The following is a 16,976-nucleotide window of genomic DNA, read 5'->3' as shown; positions in this document are numbered from 1 at the left end:
CAAGATCTGCCGCTACTGCTCACGCATCTCCGAACCAGGTCACTAGCCGTTACGGCGCGGGGCGCAGCCGCGAATGCTGCGCTCGATCGCCCCCGCCATGGCCTGGTGTCCCAGGGCGTTGGGGTGCGCCGGGGCGGCCGCGGTGGTGGGGACGACCGGCTCGATCCAACGCTCACCGGCCGGCTCGCACATGTCGTGACCGACGGTGGGCTTGTACGTGTCCACATACCGGGCGCCGCCGAGCGCGGCCTGCCGGACGAGCATCGAGTTGAGGGCCTTCTCCGAGTCGCGCAGGTAGGCGAAGTCGCCTGCCGCGAACGGGACGGCGGCGCTGGTGCAGGAGGAGCCGTCGTCGGGGAACAGGTCGGGATATCCGATGACGAACACCCTTGCGTGCGGGGCGCGTTGGTGGATACCGGCCAGCGTCGCCGCGACCTTCGGCGCCGCGTTGGCGATGTTCGTACGGAGAAGGTCCGAACCGGTCGAGTTGAAGAAGTCCCGGCACGGGCCGCCGGCCAGGTCGGACGCGCTCAACTGGGCGCAGGTGGTGATGATCGACGTGAAGCCCGCACCGTCCACGCCTATGTTGTTGACGCCGATGCTGAGGGTGACGAGGTCGGTGTCCCGGTTGAGAGCGTCGAACTGGGGGGCGGCGGTGCCCTGAGGCGCCGTCATGTTGACCGTGGAGGCGCCGGAGCAGCTCACGTCGGTCAGCCGCGCGCCACTGGCGGCGGCGATGAGCGAGGGGTAATTGCTGTTGGAGCGCGCGCAGTTGGCGTCGACCTGGGTCGGTATCCCGGGGCCGGAGGCCAGCGAGTCGCCCAGGGCGACATAGTCGGTGCCATGGCGGCCGGACACACCGGCGGACCCGGCCGTACCGGCCGAGGCGGGCGCCGCGACGGCGGCGGTGAGCGCCAGCGCGCTTCCGAGGGTCGCGGCACCGAGCGCGAGGGAACGGCGCAGGAGGGGGCGTCTCGTTTTGTTGTTGTCCATCAGTCCTGTTCCCACATTCGCGGACCGGCCGTCCCGGTCGCGTCTCCTGCTCAACGCATGTGACGGCGGATCGGTTCACTCCTGTGGGTGGATAGCGATGACGATCGCCCGGTTCATCGCTCTTTCTGATGATCAAGGTGTCTTTCGGGGCACAGGGACACTCTGGATTCGTGGCAGACCGTGTCTCCTACGGCACGGACGCGATCATCCCGGACGGTCCCGCGAAGGGGTTCCTCATCGGCGAGTCGATCACCCGGCCCTGACTGGCCGTACCCCGGCGGCCAGGAATCGCGGGTCCTGCCGAACGGTGGAAACCTGAGGGCATGGTTACCGAGATCGCTCTGATCGATGTGCTGTCGGGCAAGGAACAGGCGTTCACCGAGGCCTACCGGGAGGCCCGCAAGATCCTGCTCGGTACGCCGGGCTGCCTGAGCGCCAGAATGGTCAGGGGCGTCGAAACTCCCACGCGGTTCGTCGGCGTGGTCGAGTGGGAGTCCCGGCAACACCACCTGGAGAACTTCCGCGGAACCGACAGGTACACGCGCTACGGCGGTCTGCTGGGCCCTTTCCTGGCGGTGCCACCGGTGGTGGAGCACTTCAACGACGTCGAGTAACCCGTGCGAGCTACCCGGCGGGTACGAGCGTCATTGGCGCCGTTTCACTGCCTCCAAGCTGATGTCGAGATCGATGGTGAAGGGGACGCTGGTCTTCAGGCGGTCGCGATGGATGCCTGTCAGCGCGTACACCTTCGTCAGCGGGTCCAGCTCGTAGACGTGTACCACCGCCGTCTCATCGGACCTGCCCATTTCCACCAGCCAGAAGTTCGGGATACCGGCTGCCGCGTACTTCTGCGGTTTGCTACTTCTGTCGCGCGCTTCCGAATCAGGTGATACCACCTCCACGGCCAGCAGGACATCAGCGACGGGAAAACTGGTTTGGTCGAGTCCGGTGATCGCGGTGGCGCGTACGACGGAGACGTCGGGTTCCGGACCGTTGCGATGGTCCAGCACCACAGTCATCTCGCGCTCGATCTCCAGGTCGTCGGGTGCCATCCGGCCTAGACCTGTGACCAACAAATCGATCATGCGGGCGTGGAAACGGCGTTGCGGACTCACGAAGACGAGGCTCCCGTCGATCAACTCGGTATGAGGCGGGAGATCCGGCAGGGTGAACAGGTCGTCCACGGTGTAGCCGTCCTGCGGGGGCACAGGCCACTTGCTTGAGGCCTTGACTGGCTCGGCGGTCATGATTCCTCCCATGAACGGAATTCTGGGCCCTGCACCATCACCGTAGCGTCCATAATCCGCTTATGTCATCACAATGAGTGACCATTCCCGGCGGGAGTGACGAGAAGCGGGCGTTCCTCAGAACCTGCGGTGCCCTATCAGCCGCGGCTTCGCCTCCAGATTGCCCAGGCCGTGCCACGCCAGGTTCACCAGATGCGCCGCCACCTCGGACTTCTTCGGCCTGCGGGCGTCCACCCACCACTGGCCCGTCAGCGCCACCATGCCCACCAGCGCGTGCGCGTACAGCGGGGCCAGCTTCGGGTCGAAGCCGCGGGCCTCGAATTCCAGGCCGAGAATGTCCTCCACCTGTGTCGCTATGTCACTGATCAGGGACGCGAACGTACCCGTCGACTGCGCCACCGGTGAGTCGCGAACCAGGATGCGGAAACCGTCCGTGTACGTCTCGATGTAGTCCAGCAGCGCGAACGCGGCCTGTTCCAGCAGCTCTCGGGGGTGACCGGCGGTCAGTGCGCCGGTCACCATGTCCAGGAGCTGGCGCATCTCGCGGTCCACGACCACCGCGTACAGGCCCTCCTTGCCGCCGAAGTGCTCGTAGACCACCGGCTTGGAGACCCCGGCCTTCGCCGCGATCTCCTCCACCGACGTGCCTTCGAAGCCCTTCTCGGCGAAGACCGTACGACCGATGTCCAGCAGTTGCTCGCGGCGCTCCGCCCCGGTCATCCGGACCCGGCGCGCACGCCGGACCTCCGTGGGGCGGGCCTTTCCGGCGCCGCTCGTGCCGGCCATGTTGGTCGTAGGGTCGTCGATCGCCACGATGCCTATCATTCCGCGTTGAGTGGTGCGCCTGTCGTTTTTTTATGACGCCTGGATTCGATACGGGTGGCGCTGGGCCAGCGCACGTCCGACGCCCAGCCGAACTGCTCGAACCAGCGGATCAGCCTGGCACTGGAGTCGACCTGCCCCTTCAGCACGCCGTGCCGCGCGCTGGTCGGATCCGCGTGGTGCAGGTTGTGCCACGACTCGCCGCAGGACAGGACGGCCAGCCACCACACATTGCCCGAACGGTCGCGGGACTTGAAAGGACGCTTGCCGACCGCATGGCAGATCGAGTTGATCGACCACGTCACGTGGTGCAGCAGAGCCACCCGAACCAGTGAACCCCAGAAGAAGGCGGTGAAGGCTCCCCACCACGACATCGTGACCAGACCGCCTACAACCGGCGGAAGCATCAACGAGACGACCGTCCACAGCGCGAACTGGCGCGAGACCGCCCTGATCGCCGGATCGCTGATCAGATCCGGTGCGTACTTCTGCTGCGAGGTCTGCTCCTCGTCGAAGAGCCAGCCGATGTGCGCCCACCACAGGCCCTTCATCAGCGCGGGCAGCGTCTCGCCGAAGCGCCACGGCGAGTGGGGATCGCCGTCCGCGTCGGAGAACTTGTGGTGCTTGCGGTGGTCCGCCACCCAGCGGACCAGCGGCCCCTCGACGGCGAGCGAGCCCATGACGGCCAGCGCGATACGCAGCGGGCGTTTCGCCTTGAAGGAGCCATGGGTGAAGTAGCGGTGGAAACCGATCGTGATGCCGTGGCAGCCGACGAAGTACATGGCCACCATCAGCCCGAGATCGAGCCAGCTCACACCGCCCCACACGAACGCCAGCGGCACGGCGGCGACCAGGGCGACGAAGGGCAGCGCGATGAAGAGCAGCAGAGCGAGCTGCTCGATGGAACGCTTGTTGTCCCCGCCGAGCGTGGCGGAGGGCAGTACGGGGGAGAGCGGCGCGCCGTCGGAGTGTGAATCGCCGGACGACGGGGGATACGGGGTCGAATCTTCGATCAGGTCGGGGCTTGTTGTCATGGGGAGTCCCCTGAGGTGAGGAATACGGCAGATGCCCGGATACGGGTGCGTAACCTACGGCATCGTAAGTATGGCAGCGCCCAACGGCGCGACAAGAGGCCTGTGGATAACGTCAGGCGAAGGCCACCTATCCTTGACGTTGTCGGACAGCGCGGTCCGCGAAGCCTCCAGATCCACTCCAGACGTGCTCGAACACTGCAAGGAGCCGCACCTGTGAGCAGTGCCGACCAGACCCCGACCTCGACCTCGATCCAGGCCCCGACTCCCACGCCCACTCCCAGTACGGCGCCGGGTACAGTCCCGGACTCCGCCGCCCGCCCGGGTTCCGGAGCTGAACTGCGCTCCGACATCCGCCGCCTGGGTGACCTGCTGGGCGAGACCCTCGTCCGCCAGGAGGGCCCCGACCTCCTCGAACTCGTCGAGCGCGTCCGCGCGCTCACCCGCGAGGACGGCGAAGCCGCCGCCGAACTGCTCGGCGCCACCGACCTGGAGACGGCGGCCAAGCTGGTACGCGCGTTCTCCACCTACTTCCACCTCGCCAACGTCACCGAACAGGTGCACCGAGGCCGGGAAATGCGCGACCGCCGCGCCGCCGAGGGCGGGCTGCTCGCCCGTACCGCCGACCGGCTCAAGGACGCAGACCCCGAACACCTGCGCGAGACCGTCAAGAACCTGAACGTCCGGCCCGTCTTCACCGCGCACCCCACCGAAGCGGCCCGCCGTTCCGTACTGAACAAGCTCCGCCGGATCGCCGAACTCCTCGAAACCCCGGTCATCGCCGCCGACAGGCGCCGCCACGACCTGCGACTCGCCGAGTCCATCGACCTCATCTGGCAGACGGACGAACTGCGCGTCGTACGGCCCGAACCCGCCGACGAGGCGCGCAACGCCATCTACTACCTCGACGAACTCCACGTCGGCGCCGTCGGTGACGTGCTCGAAGACCTCGCCGCCGAACTGGAGCGCGTCGGCGTCCAACTGCCGCCCGGCACCCGTCCGCTCAGCTTCGGCACCTGGATCGGCGGCGACCGCGACGGCAACCCGAACGTCACCCCCGACGTCACCCGCGAAGTGCTGATACTCCAGCACGAGCACGGCATCACGGACGCCCTCGAACAAATCGACTACCTCCGGGGCCTGCTCTCCAACTCCATCCGCTACACCGGTGCCACCGACGAGCTGCTCGACTCGCTCCAGGACGACCTGGTGCGGCTCCCCGAGATCAGCCCCCGCTACAAGCGCCTCAACGCCGAAGAGCCCTACCGCCTCAAGGTGACCTGCATCCGGCAGAAGCTCGTCAACACCCGCGAGCGCCTCGCCAGGAACACCCCCCACGAGAACGGCCGCGACTACCTCGGCACCGCCGAACTCCTCGCCGACCTCACCCTGATCCAGGCCTCGCTGCGCCAGCACAGGGGCGGCCTCTTCGCCGACGGCCGCATGGACCGTACGATCCGTACGCTCGCCGCCTTCGGACTCCAGCTCGCCACCATGGACGTACGGGAACACGCCGACGCCCACCACCACGCCCTCGGCCAGCTCTTCGACCGGCTCGGCGAGGAATCCTGGCGCTACAGCGACATGCCGCGCGAATACCGGCAGAAGCTGCTCGCCAAGGAGCTGCGCTCCCGCCGCCCGCTGGCCCCCACCCCCGCACCCCTCGACGCGGCCGGCGAGAAGACCCTCGGCGTCTTCCACACCGTCCGCCAGGCCTTCGAACGCTTCGGCCCCGAAGTCATCGAGTCCTACATCATCTCGATGTGCCAGGGCGCCGACGACGTCTTCGCCGCAGCCGTACTCGCCCGCGAGGCAGGCCTGCTCGACCTGCACGGCGGCTGGGCGAAGATCGGCATCGTGCCGCTGCTGGAAACCACCGACGAGCTGCGCGCGGCCGACGTCATCCTCAACGAGATGCTCGCCGACCCCTCGTACCGCCGGCTCGTCTCCCTCAGGGGCGACGTGCAGGAAGTGATGCTCGGCTACTCCGACTCGTCCAAGTTCGGCGGGATCACCACCTCCCAGTGGGAGATCCACCGCGCCCAGCGCCGACTGCGCGACGTCGCGCACCGGCACGGCGTACGGCTCCGGCTCTTCCACGGCCGCGGCGGTACGGTCGGCCGCGGCGGCGGCCCCTCGCACGACGCGATCCTCGCGCAGCCCTGGGGCACCCTCGAAGGCGAGATCAAGGTGACCGAGCAGGGCGAGGTCATCTCCGACAAGTACCTGATCCCCTCCCTCGCCAGGGAGAACCTGGAACTGACCGTCGCTGCCACCCTCCAGGCCTCGGCCCTGCACACCGCGCCCCGCCAGTCCGACGAGGCGCTCGCCCGCTGGGACGCCGCGATGGACACCGTCTCGGACGCCGCGCACCGGACATACCGGGGACTCGTCGAGGACCCCGACCTGCCCGCGTACTTCTTCGCCTCCACACCCGTGGACCAGCTCGCCGACCTGCACCTCGGCTCCCGGCCCTCCCGCCGCCCCGACTCGGGCGCCGGACTCGACGGCCTCCGGGCCATCCCGTGGGTCTTCGGCTGGACCCAGTCCCGGCAGATCGTCCCCGGCTGGTACGGCGTCGGCTCCGGCCTCAAGGCGCTGCGCGAAGCCGGACTCGACACCGTGCTCGACGAGATGTACGAGCACTGGCACTTCTTCCAGAACTTCCTCTCGAACGTCGAGATGACGCTCGCCAAGACCGACCTGCGGATCGCCAGGCACTACGTCGACACCCTCGTGCCCGACGAGCTGAAGCACGTCTTCGCCGACATCGAGGCCGAACACGAGCTGACCGTCCGGGAAGTACTGCGGATCACCGGAGGCGAGAAGCTCCTCGACTCCAACCCGGCGCTCCAGCAGACCTTCGCCATCCGCGACGCCTACCTCGACCCGATCTCCTACCTCCAGGTCTCGCTGCTCGCACGCCAGCGCGCGGCGGCGGAACGGGACGAGGCACCGGACCCGCTGCTCGCGCGGGCCCTGCTGCTCACGGTCAACGGAGTCGCCGCCGGACTGCGCAACACCGGCTGACCCGGCCCCTCACCCCATACGTACGGCGGCTGCTCCGGCAGCCGCCGTACGTGCGTTCCGGCTCAGAGGGCCAGGAACGAGGCGAACAGCAGGACCGCGCCCGCCACCGCCGTACCCCAGGCCATACGCGTCAGCCGCATACCGCCGCCGATCACCAGCGACGCCAGCAGCAGCGCGCCGCCGAGCGGCACCCACGCGTGCAGCAGACCGGCCAGGCCCGTACGCACCATCTCGTGACTGTCGGGCTTCACCACGACGGGAAAGTGCTCGCCCTTCTTGACGGCGACCGACTCCTCGATCGTCATACCGCCACGCGGACCCGCCGCGCCATCAGGGTCGTAAGGACCCGTGCAGACCTTGTCGGCGCAGCTCACCACCGTAAGAGTGCCGTGCTCACGGCCCTTGGCGAGCATCACGTGCTGCGCGGTGTCCCAGGAGGCCCAGATCCCGCCGATCAGCAGCAGGAGAGCGACAACGGCCGTCGCGGCCGTACGGCCGAACGACAGGGCGGGGTGGGACGGGCTCGGCATGGCGCGATCCTTGGCCATGCGGACGTACTCGGTCAACTTCGAGCCCGACAACGACCATGAGATGCAAGCAAATGTCAGGAGTTGTACGCGGTCTGCGCGCGCTCCAGACCCTCGGTGATCAATGCCTCGACAGCGTCCGCCGCGCGGTCCACGAAGTACGCCAACTCCTTGCGCTCCGCCGACGAGAAGTCCTTCAGGACGAAGTCCGCCACCTGCATCCGGCCCGGCGGCCTGCCGATCCCGAACCTCACCCGGTGGTACTCGGGCCCCATCGCCTTCGTCATCGACTTCAGACCGTTGTGGCCGTTGTCGCCGCCGCCCAGCTTCACCCGCAGCGCGCCGTAATCGATGTCCAGCTCGTCATGGACGGCCACGATGTTCGCCGTCTCCACCTTGTAGAAGTCCCGCAGCCCGGCGACCGGACCGCCGGAGAGATTCATGTACGAAGCGGGCTTGGCCAGCACCACCCGGCGGCTCGCCGGACCCGGCGCGCCCATCCGCCCCTCGATCACCTGCGCCCCCGCCTTCTGCGCCCGCTTGAACGAGCCGCCGATCCGCTCGGCGAGGAGGTCGGCGACCATGAACCCGACGTTGTGGCGGTTGGCGGCGTACTCGGGTCCTGGATTGCCCAGGCCGACGATCAGCCAGGGGGCGGCGGCATCCGTCGTCATCCGAACTCAGATCTCCTCGCGTACGGGTAAGGCAGAACAGAGAGATGGGGTGGCGGGCCGTGAAGCCCGCCACCCCAGGAGGCGCGTCCGGCGAACCCGGAAGATCAGGCCTCGCTGCTCTCGGCGGCGGCGTCGCTGACCTCGGCGGCCGTCGGCTCCTCGGCCTGGGCGGCCAGGACCTGGATGACAACGGCGTCCTCGTCGGTGACCAGCGCGGTGCCGGCCGGCAGCGGGACATCCTTGGCGTGGATCGCCGCACCGGCGGACAGGCCCTCGATGGAGACCGTCACCGAGGTCGGGATGTTGGTGGCCTCGGCCTCGACGGTGAGGGTGTTGAGGACGTTCTCCAGCAGGTTGGCACCCGGCGCCAGCTCGCCGTCGGTGTGCACGGCGACCTCGACGGTGACCTTCTCGCCGCGCTTCACAGCGAGCAGGTCGACGTGCTCGATGTGACCCCGGATCGGGTTACGGACGACAGCCTTCGGGATGACCAGCTCGCTGCGGCCCTCGACGTCCAGGTCGATCAGCACGTTCGCGGTCTTGAGCGCCATCATCAGGTCGTGACCCGGCAGGGTCACGTGGACGGTGTCGGCGCCGTGGCCGTAAATGACCGCGGGGACCTTGTTGGCACGGCGGGTACGCCGGGCGGCACCCTTGCCGAACTCGCTGCGGATCTCGGCGGTGAGCTTCAGCTCGGCCATGAGTGCACTCCTCGTAGTGGTACTTGATGTACTGGGTGTTCCGGATGACAAAAAAGGTGGTCACCCGGCCACGACAGGCCTGCTACGAAGAGCGCGTCGATAACGGACAGCCGCACACAGGTGCGGCCTCCCTCGCCGAGCAACTCACTGAGTCTACCCGGCGGGGAGGCCGCCCTCTAAATCGATCTTGTCGCGGGGTTACGCCTGCTCCTCGAAGAGGCTCGTGACCGAGCCGTCCTCGAAGACCTCACGTACGGCACGCGCGAGCGTCGGCGCGATCGACAGCACCGTGATCTTGTCGACCTCGAGATCACCGGGATCGGGCAGAGTGTTCGTGAAGACGAACTCGCTGACCTTCGAATTCTTCAGACGATCGGCGGCGGGACCCGAAAGCACCCCGTGGGTCGCCGTCACGATGACGTCCTCGGCGCCGTGCGCGAACAGCGCGTCCGCAGCGGCGCAGATCGTGCCGCCGGTGTCGATCATGTCGTCGACCAGCACACAGACCCGGCCCGCCACATTGCCCACGACCTCGTGGACCGTGACCTGATTGGCGACATCCTTGTCGCGGCGCTTGTGGACGATGGCCAGCGGCGCCCCGAGACGGTCGCACCAGCGGTCGGCGACCCGTACCCGCCCGGCGTCCGGCGACACCACGGTCAGCTTGTCGCGGTCGACCTTGCTCGCCACGTAGTCCGCGAGGACCGGCAGTGCGAAGAGGTGATCGACAGGGCCGTCGAAGAAGCCCTGGATCTGGTCCGTGTGCAGGTCCACCGTCAGGATCCGGTCGGCGCCCGCCGTCTTCATCAGGTCGGCCACCAGCCGCGCCGAGATCGGCTCACGCCCGCGGTGCTTCTTGTCCTGCCTGGCATAGCCGTAGAACGGCACGATCACGGTGATGCTCCTGGCCGAAGCCCGCTTCAGAGCATCAATCATGATCAACTGCTCCATGATCCACTTATTGATCGGAGCAGTGTGGCTCTGTATCAGGAAGCAGTCAGCGCCGCGAGCCGACTCCTGGTAGCGGACGTAGATCTCACCGTTGGCGAAATCGAATGCCTTCGTCGGCACGATCCCGACCCCCAACTGGGTGGCGACCTCCTCCGCCAGCTCGGGGTGGGCGCGGCCGGAGAAGAGCATCAGCTTCTTCTCGCCGGTCGTCTTGATCCCGGTCACAGCACTGTCTCCTCAGACGTGTCGACTGCCGCGCACCCGCGTGTACCTGCGAGCCGGCGAGGCGTTGCGAATATCACGGTACGCCGAGATCGACGCATCGGTTTCCGGTCAGTTTTCATCCGCCACCTTCCGGGACGCCGACTCGGCGGCCTGCGCCGCGGCGCTTCCCGGACGTTTCCGCTCCACCCACCCTTCGATATTCCTTTGCTGGCCCCGCGCGACGGCCAGTGCGCCGGCCGGCACGTTCTTCGTGATCACGGACCCGGCCGCGGTGTAGACACCGTCCTCGAGCGTGACCGGTGCCACAAACATGTTGTCCGAGCCTGTCCGGCAGTGGGACCCGATCGTCGTGTGGTGCTTGTTCACGCCGTCGTAGTTCACAAAGACGCTCGCCGCGCCGATGTTGGTGAAGTCGCCGATCGTCGCGTCCCCGACGTAGGAGAGGTGCGGCACCTTCGTGCCCTCGCCGATCGTCGCGTTCTTCATCTCCACGTACGTGCCGGCCTTGGCCTTCGTACCGAGGCGCGTCCCCGGCCGCAGATACGCGTACGGGCCGACCGAAGCGCCCGTGCCGACCTCGGCGCTGTCCGCCACGGTGTTGTCCAGCCGCGCGCCGGCACCGACCTTCGTGTCCTTCAGCCGCGAGTTGGGCCCGACCTCGCTGCCCTCGCCGAGATGCGTGCTGCCGAGGAGCTGGGTGGCCGGGTGGACGACCGCGTCCTCCTCGAACGTCACCGTCACATCGATCTGCACCGACGCCGGGTCGACCACGGTCACACCGGCCAGCATCGCGCGCTCCAGCAGCCGTTCGTTCAGCAGACGGCGCGCCTCGGCGAGCTGGACGCGGTTGTTGATGCCCAGGATCTCCCGGTGGTCGGCGGCGACGGAGGCCCCGACGCGGTGGCCGGACTCCCGCAGGATGCCGAGCACGTCGGTGAGGTACTCCTCGCCCTGGCTGTTGTCGCTGCGCACCTTGCCGAGCGCGTCGGCGAGGAGCTGGCCGTCGAACGCGAACACCCCGGAGTTGATCTCCCGGATCGCCCGCTCGGCGGCGGTGGCGTCCTTGTGCTCCACGATGGCCGTCACGGCGCCGCTGTCCCCGTCCCGGACGATCCGCCCGTACCCGCTCGCGTCCGGCACCTCGGCGGTCAGCACGGTGACGGCGTTGCCGCCGGTGCGGTGCGTCTCGGTGAGGGCCCGCAGCGTGTCGACGGAGAGCAGGGGCGTGTCGCCGCAGACGACGACCACGGTCCCGTCCGGCGTACTCCCCAGCTCCTGGAGGGCGGTCCTGACGGCGTGGCCGGTGCCGTTCTGCTCGGCCTGGAAGGCGGTGCGCACGCCCTCGTACGCGGTGGAGAGGTGGCCCTCGACGAGGTCACGGGCGTGGCCCACGACCACGATGAGTTGTTCGGGGGTCAGATCCTGGGCGGCGGACACGACATGTCCGACGAGCGAGCGCCCGCAGATCTCATGCAGGACCTTGGGGGTCCTCGACTTCATACGGGTGCCTTCACCCGCTGCGAGGACGACGACGGCTGCCGGGCGGTTGGCGCTCACGGGAATGCCCTTCGGCTTCGGGTGATGGACATCCGCAGGATACCGGGGGGTTTCGGGCGGGAAACGAGTGCGGGTCCTGACCGTGAAGGTCAGGACCCGCATTGTGAAGCTCCCCCGCCAGGACTCGAACCTGGACAGATGGCACCAAAAGCCACAGTGCTGCCAATTACACCACGGGGGAATATTGTCGGTCGAGCCGGACATTGCGTCAGGCTGCCGGATCGGCACCCAACACTATGCCGTACCAAGCCCCCTCCATGCGACGGTAGAGGTCGGCGCTCTTGGTGACATAGACGATCAGGCAGCCCTTGTACGCGTCGGCGGTGTTCTTCCTGACGGTCTTCGGGTTGTGCTTCTTGAGCGTCGTCCGGTGGAACGACGAGGAGTCGGCGCCCACCAGGTCGGCCCAGTACCTCTCGGCTCCCGCCACGTCCGCCGACTCGTGGATGCTGAGCCGGAAGCGCAGCCGCTCGGGTCCGACCCCGAGGAGTTCGAGCCAGCGCAGATAGAGCCGGATGACGTCGGGATCGCTGTTGATGAAGAGCAGGCTCTCGCGGCGCTTGTACGGCTTGTCCTTGGCGCCCTCCGCCCAGTACAGCCCCACCCCGACCAGGAACAGCTCGCGGTCCGTCAGCTTCCCGATCTCCTCCGCCGCCCTGCGCTTGGTCTCCCCGCGCTCCACCTCCCGCCGCTGGAGCGTCGCCTCCCAGCCGCGGCGCGCGATCGCCGACGCCTCCTCCGGGGTGCGCTTCGGCGGTTTCGGCAGGTCGCGCACCCAGAGCGAGATCGAACTCTTCGAGCAGCCCAGCTCCACCTGGATCTGGTCGTACGTGAGGCCGCGCAGGCGCAGGGCGCGGGCCTCCTCCCGTAAGTCGTCCTTCGCGTTCGGGCGCCTGGTCCATTCCGGTGGCGGCTCGCCCTCCAGGAGGCGGTTGAGGAGGTCGTTGTTGTCGACGAACAGGCGGTCCCTGATCTGGCGGCGGCTCAGGCCCTCGCCGCGCAGGGCGATCGCCCGGGCGCGGAGTCCCTCGAAGTCGGCATATTTGCCGGTGATCTGCGTCATACGGGTGATCGTCACCCGGAATGCGCGCCTCCGGCTCGAATGCACGGGCGATTCGCCAGTTCGAGTGATTGATGCGTGTTCTGATCGAACACGTGCCCGTTTTGGGCTGGCGTGGCCGCCTTAAAATGCGTCGCGCCCGCCCTTAGTCTGGAAGACATGACCACAACGGGGGCACACCGGGACGGTGCGGGCAGGACCGCCCGCCGTTACTGGTGGTGGGTGCGTCGGCGGAGTGTCGTGCTCGATGTGGGGCTGGCCGCCGTGTCGGCCCTGGAGTGCGGGGTGGAGGGCGTCCGGTTCGCCGGCACGGCCGCGCTGCCGTCGGCGATGGGGGCCGTCTTCGGCGTACTGGCGGGGGCCGTCCTGGTGCTGCGGCGCCGCTGGCCGTTCGCCGTCGTGCTCGTCTCGATCGCCGTCACGCCCGCCGAGTTGGGCTTCCTGATGGGGATCGTCGGGCTCTACACCCTCGCCGCCTCCGAGGCGCCGCGCCGGATCATCGGGGCGCTGGCCGGGATGTCGCTGGCGGCGACGCTGATCGTGACGTTCGTACGGACGCGGCAGAACGTCTCGTACGAGCAGCTCGGCTCGTACGGCTGGTACGTCCCGCTCATCGCGGTCCTGATGTCCCTCGGACTCACCGCGCCGCCCGTGCTCTTCGGGCTCTACGTCGGGGCGCGGCGCCGGCTGATGGAGAGCCTGCGGGAGCGAGCCGACAGCCTGGAGCAGGAGCTGTCGCTGCTCGCCGACCGCGCGGAGCAGCGCGCCGAGTGGGCGCGTACGGAGGAACGCACCCGGATCGCCCGCGAGATGCACGACGTGGTGGCGCACCGGGTGAGCCTGATGGTGGTGCACGCGGCCGCTTTGCAGGCGGTGGCGCTGAAGGATCCGCCCAAGGCGGTGAAGAACGCGGCGCTGGTCGGGGACCTGGGCCGGCAGGCGCTGACCGAGCTGCGGGAGATGCTCGGGGTGCTGCGTACGGGGGAGCAGGTCGCGGCTCTCAAGGCCGCCGACCGGGCTCTCATACCGGTGCGGGCGCCGCTCGCCGCGGTGGGTGTGGCGGCTGCCGCGGCGGCAGCGGCGGCGGCCGAGGACGGTCCGGGTATGGAGGACATAGAGACGCTGGTGGGGGAGTCCCGGGAGGCCGGGATGGTGGTGGAGCTGGCGGTGCACGGTCCCGTACGGGCGTACCCGCCGGCGGTGGAGCAGACGGCGTACCGCGTGGTGCAGGAGGCGCTGACGAACGTCCACAAGCACGCCGCCGGGTCGAAGGTCATGGTGCGGCTCGCGCACCGGTCCGCCGAGGTGGCGATGCAGGTGGAGAACGGGCCTTCGGACGGTGGCGCCGAGGACGCGCATCTGCCGAGCGGCGGGAACGGTCTGCTGGGGATGCGGGAGCGGGTCACGGCGCTGGGCGGGGTGTTCGTGTCGGGGGAGACGGACACGGGGGGTTTCCGGGTGTCGGCGGTGCTGCCGGACCGGGGCGCGGCGTAGGGACGTTCGGTCTGTCGGAGCTGCTCGGAGCCGCTCAGACCGAAGCGAGCCGCTCGGACTTCAGACCGACGTGAGCCGCGTCGGCGTCATGCCCGTGACCAGCGAGCCGAGCGCCCTGTCGATGGTCGGCCCCAGATACCAGTCGCCGGTGTGGTCGATGCTGTAGACGCGCCCCGCCGTGTCGATGGCGAGCACGGCCTGCCCTTCGCCCTCCTCGCCGAGCGGGCTGATCTCGGTGTCCAGCGACCGTCCGAGGTCCGAGAGCGTACGCGCGAGGTGGATCCCGGCGAGCGGGTCGATCCGTACGGTCGCGGGAGCGATCTGGCGGCCCGGTCCCTGGCCGGTGATGCGCAGCCCGCCGAATTCGGCCCAGGCCTCGACGGCGGCGGGGAAGACCGTGTGCAGGTGGCCGGCCGGGGTGATGTGGGCGCGCAGCGCGTCGGCCCATTCCTCCGCACGCACTATGTCCCAGCGTCCCGGCTGCCAGCCCGCGTCGCGCAGCGCCGCGTCGACGGGGACGGGGAATCGGGTGGTGTTGAGGTCGGGCATGGTTCCGTGCTCAGCCGTTCTCGGTGGGGTCGACGGGCCGTACGCCGAACTGGGCGAGCATCGGTGTACAGGACAGGCAGGGCGGCGCGTAGCTGCCGTGGAGCGGGTCGCCGTCCTCGCGGATCCGGCGGGCGGTCAGCTTGGCGTGCTTGAAGGCGCGGCGGGCCTCGCCGTGCGTGAGGGGTTTGCGTCTCGCGCGTTTGGAGCGGGCCTCGTCGGTCGCGGCGAGGTGGCGCGAGAGCAGGATCGCCTCGGGGCAGCGGCCGGTGAAACGTTCGCGCTGGCCGCTTGTGAGGGTGTCGAGGAAATCCTGTACGAGGGGGTGCAGGGCGGGTGGTTGGTCGCCCTTGCCCGCGGTGCAGGTGAGGGTCTCGCCGCGGACGGAGAGCGCGGCGGCGACGGCGGGCAGGATGCCGTCCCTGCGCTGCCGCAGCTCGGGTGCGCCGTGGGGTTCTACGCTGCTCCAACTGAGGCGTGGGTCGCCTTGTGCGTCGGCTGGTGCGGTGTGCAAAGTGCTGTTCCCTCCCCGTGTCCGCGACGGTCGCCGCTGGTCTCACGCCCCCTGGTTGTGATGACAGCCTGCCAAATGCGCGGGGTGATCCGGTAGCTGGGGCGTGAATCCTGGCGTGGCGTCGGCGCTGGGTCACCCGGGTGTGACCGTTTGTCACCGGAATTGGTCGGGAAAGGAGCATCGAAACTCCGTATTGCTTCACCGCATAGGCTGTGCGGAACCGTCCAGCAGTGCAGCAGCAAGGGGCAACCGCCATGACGACAGGTCGGCTCGGGCAGCAAGCCGCGCCACCGAATGCGGCCTATGCCGGGCAGGTCGTGAACTTCCCGGACCCTGTCCGGGCCTCTCGCCACCCCAGGGGTGTGCGCGTGGACGACGACGGCTATCCGGTTTTCGCACCGTACGCCCGTGCGGCCGCCGAAATCGCCGAGCCCCCTGAGGGGTTCGGTGTTGACGAGTTGCGGCTTACGGACTACGTATCGGCGAACGCCGCCCTGGCCGCCTCGGGGCACGAACTGTGGAACACGATCCCGGCGGTCGCGACGCCGCACGGCTGGACCTGGCACCACGAGCCGGCCTCGCGCCGGATGGTGCTGGTACCGGTCGAGGTGAAGGCGCTGCTGCGCCACCACGGCGGTCTGGCGACGGCGCCGGTGGACCATGCCAAGCGGGGCACGCGCCCGCTCCAGGAGACCCGGCCCTCGCACTTCGGGCTGCCGAAGGGGTCCTTGACGGTCACCGAGCAGCAGGTGCTGGGCGTCGAGGAGGACCTCGGCTACCGGCTGCCCGGCGCCTACCGTTCGTTCCTGAAGGCTGCGGGCGGCTGCGCGCCGGTGGGCGCCGCGCTGGACGCGGAGTTGGGGCTGCTGGTGGACCAGCCGTTCTTCACGGTCCGTGATCAGGCGGCGGTCAACGACCTGTTGTACGTCAACAAGTGTCTGCGCGACCATATGACCAAGGACTACCTGGGTGTCGGCTTCGTCCAGGGCGGCATCCTCGCGGTCAAGGTCCGGGGCGAGCGGATCGGCACCGTCTGGTTCTGCCCGTACGACGACGCCCGTGACCACGACGGTCTGGGCGTGCAGGAGAGGGTGGATCGCTTGCTGCTGCCGTGCGGTGACGACTTCGACGACTTCCTGCGGCGTCTCGCCGGCAATCCGCCGGAGCTGGAGACTGTGGCGAATCTGATGGTGGACGGCGGCTTCGCTCGCGTCGTCCCGGTGGAGGGATGAGCGCGATGGTGACCTTCGCGCAGGCGCAGGAGCGGGCGGAAGAGTGGGCCAACAGGGACGTGCCCGCCTACCAGCAACGTGAGGTGCGGGTACGGGAGTTCGAGCTGGGGTTCGTCGTGTGGGCGGAGGACCGGGAGAACGGTCCGGTGTCCGACGGCGGCGAGCAGCGCCTGGTGATCGCCAGGGACAGCGGCGAGTCGACGCTGTGGCCGGGGCTGCCGGTGGGTGAGGTGATCCGGCGGTACGAGGAGGAGTACGGCGTTCGCGAGGCGGACGCGGCCGCTCCTGCGGCGCCGCAGCGGATCGATCTGAATCAGACGTCGTTCCTGCTGACTCCGCCGGAGTGGTTGCAGGACGCCGCTGACAAGTTGG

16 protein-coding genes, 1 tRNA gene and 1 pseudogene are annotated in these 16,976 nt (G+C 68.8%); 5 read left to right on the top strand and 13 right to left on the bottom strand.

Translation table 11 applies throughout. The features are described from left to right. Window positions 1-42: 42 nt before the first annotated feature. Window positions 43-993: an SGNH/GDSL hydrolase family protein gene (locus tag QR77_RS14225; protein ID WP_078876665.1), complete on the bottom strand. Its 951-nt coding sequence runs from the start codon at window positions 991-993 to the stop codon at window positions 43-45. A 323-nt stretch (window positions 994-1,316) separates the two neighbouring features. Between QR77_RS14225 and QR77_RS14220 the strand changes: the two genes are divergently transcribed. Beyond that, window positions 1,317-1,607 (top strand): antibiotic biosynthesis monooxygenase family protein, encoded by a 291-nt coding sequence (locus QR77_RS14220; protein WP_040022108.1) that lies wholly within the window; start codon window positions 1,317-1,319, stop codon window positions 1,605-1,607. 30 nt (window positions 1,608-1,637) lie between these two features. Here QR77_RS14220 and QR77_RS14215 read toward each other — a convergent pair whose 3' ends face one another. From QR77_RS14215 to QR77_RS14205, 3 genes are all read right to left on the bottom strand, one after another. Then, window positions 1,638-2,240: a Uma2 family endonuclease gene (locus QR77_RS14215; RefSeq protein ID WP_040022106.1), complete on the bottom strand. Its 603-nt coding sequence runs from the start codon at window positions 2,238-2,240 to the stop codon at window positions 1,638-1,640. A gap of 117 nt (window positions 2,241-2,357) precedes the next feature. Further along, entirely contained in the window at window positions 2,358-3,026 is a 669-nt protein-coding gene (locus QR77_RS14210; protein WP_040027912.1) for a TetR/AcrR family transcriptional regulator, read from the bottom strand. 35 nt (window positions 3,027-3,061) lie between these two features. Next, window positions 3,062-4,096, bottom strand: coding sequence for a fatty acid desaturase (locus tag QR77_RS14205; RefSeq protein WP_040022104.1), 1,035 nt, complete (start codon window positions 4,094-4,096; stop codon window positions 3,062-3,064). A 336-nt stretch (window positions 4,097-4,432) separates the two neighbouring features. On the opposite strand from QR77_RS14205, the gene ppc reads away from it, so the two are divergent. Continuing rightward, entirely contained in the window at window positions 4,433-7,123 is a 2,691-nt protein-coding gene (ppc, locus tag QR77_RS14200; RefSeq protein WP_052489604.1) for a phosphoenolpyruvate carboxylase, read from the top strand. A gap of 62 nt (window positions 7,124-7,185) precedes the next feature. Here the strand turns inward: ppc and QR77_RS14195 are convergent, their stop codons facing one another. From QR77_RS14195 to QR77_RS14165, 7 genes are all read right to left on the bottom strand, one after another. Beyond that, on the bottom strand, window positions 7,186-7,653 hold the full coding sequence (locus QR77_RS14195) for a hypothetical protein (protein ID WP_040022100.1): 468 nt from the start codon (window positions 7,651-7,653) through the stop codon (window positions 7,186-7,188). 74 nt (window positions 7,654-7,727) lie between these two features. Further along, a complete protein-coding gene (gene pth / locus QR77_RS14190) occupies window positions 7,728-8,324 on the bottom strand; it encodes an aminoacyl-tRNA hydrolase (protein WP_040022098.1) in 597 nt (198 codons plus the stop codon). Between the two features lie 104 nt (window positions 8,325-8,428). After that, window positions 8,429-9,025 (bottom strand): 50S ribosomal protein L25/general stress protein Ctc, encoded by a 597-nt coding sequence (locus QR77_RS14185; protein WP_040022097.1) that lies wholly within the window; start codon window positions 9,023-9,025, stop codon window positions 8,429-8,431. Between the two features lie 198 nt (window positions 9,026-9,223). After that, window positions 9,224-10,201 carry a ribose-phosphate diphosphokinase gene (locus tag QR77_RS14180; RefSeq protein ID WP_040022096.1) on the bottom strand — a complete coding sequence of 326 codons (978 nt, stop codon included), beginning with the start codon at window positions 10,199-10,201 and terminating at the stop codon, window positions 9,224-9,226. 108 nt (window positions 10,202-10,309) lie between these two features. Then, window positions 10,310-11,758 (bottom strand): bifunctional UDP-N-acetylglucosamine diphosphorylase/glucosamine-1-phosphate N-acetyltransferase GlmU, encoded by a 1,449-nt coding sequence (gene glmU, locus QR77_RS14175; RefSeq protein WP_040027910.1) that lies wholly within the window; start codon window positions 11,756-11,758, stop codon window positions 10,310-10,312. Window positions 11,759-11,867: 109 nt separating this feature from the next. Beyond that, window positions 11,868-11,939 (bottom strand) — tRNA-Gln (locus QR77_RS14170). A gap of 27 nt (window positions 11,940-11,966) precedes the next feature. Continuing rightward, entirely contained in the window at window positions 11,967-12,821 is an 855-nt protein-coding gene (locus QR77_RS14165) for a hypothetical protein (RefSeq protein WP_040027905.1), read from the bottom strand. A gap of 156 nt (window positions 12,822-12,977) precedes the next feature. On the opposite strand from QR77_RS14165, the gene QR77_RS14160 reads away from it, so the two are divergent. Next, a complete protein-coding gene (locus QR77_RS14160) occupies window positions 12,978-14,312 on the top strand; it encodes a histidine kinase (RefSeq protein ID WP_040022094.1) in 1,335 nt (444 codons plus the stop codon). Window positions 14,313-14,372: 60 nt separating this feature from the next. On the opposite strand, the gene QR77_RS14155 is transcribed toward QR77_RS14160, so the two are convergent. Further along, the gene (locus QR77_RS14155; protein ID WP_040022092.1) at window positions 14,373-14,861 is read right to left on the bottom strand and encodes an SUKH-3 domain-containing protein; all 489 of its coding nucleotides are present in this window, start codon (window positions 14,859-14,861) and stop codon (window positions 14,373-14,375) included. 10 nt (window positions 14,862-14,871) lie between these two features. After that, the gene (locus QR77_RS14150; RefSeq protein WP_040022090.1) at window positions 14,872-15,372 is read right to left on the bottom strand and encodes a YwqJ-related putative deaminase; all 501 of its coding nucleotides are present in this window, start codon (window positions 15,370-15,372) and stop codon (window positions 14,872-14,874) included. Between the two features lie 254 nt (window positions 15,373-15,626). Between QR77_RS14150 and QR77_RS14145 the strand changes: the two genes are divergently transcribed. Further along, window positions 15,627-16,604, top strand: coding sequence for an SMI1/KNR4 family protein (locus tag QR77_RS14145; protein WP_078876664.1), 978 nt, complete (start codon window positions 15,627-15,629; stop codon window positions 16,602-16,604). A 5-nt stretch (window positions 16,605-16,609) separates the two neighbouring features. Then, a pseudogene (locus tag QR77_RS46640) lies at window positions 16,610-16,976 on the top strand (hypothetical protein); the annotation flags it as partial.

Origin of the sequence: Streptomyces sp. 150FB (assembly GCF_000818195.1) — a bacterium.
Lineage (GTDB): Bacteria > Actinomycetota > Actinomycetes > Streptomycetales > Streptomycetaceae > Streptomyces.
This window is presented reverse-complemented; position numbering and strand designations above follow the sequence as displayed.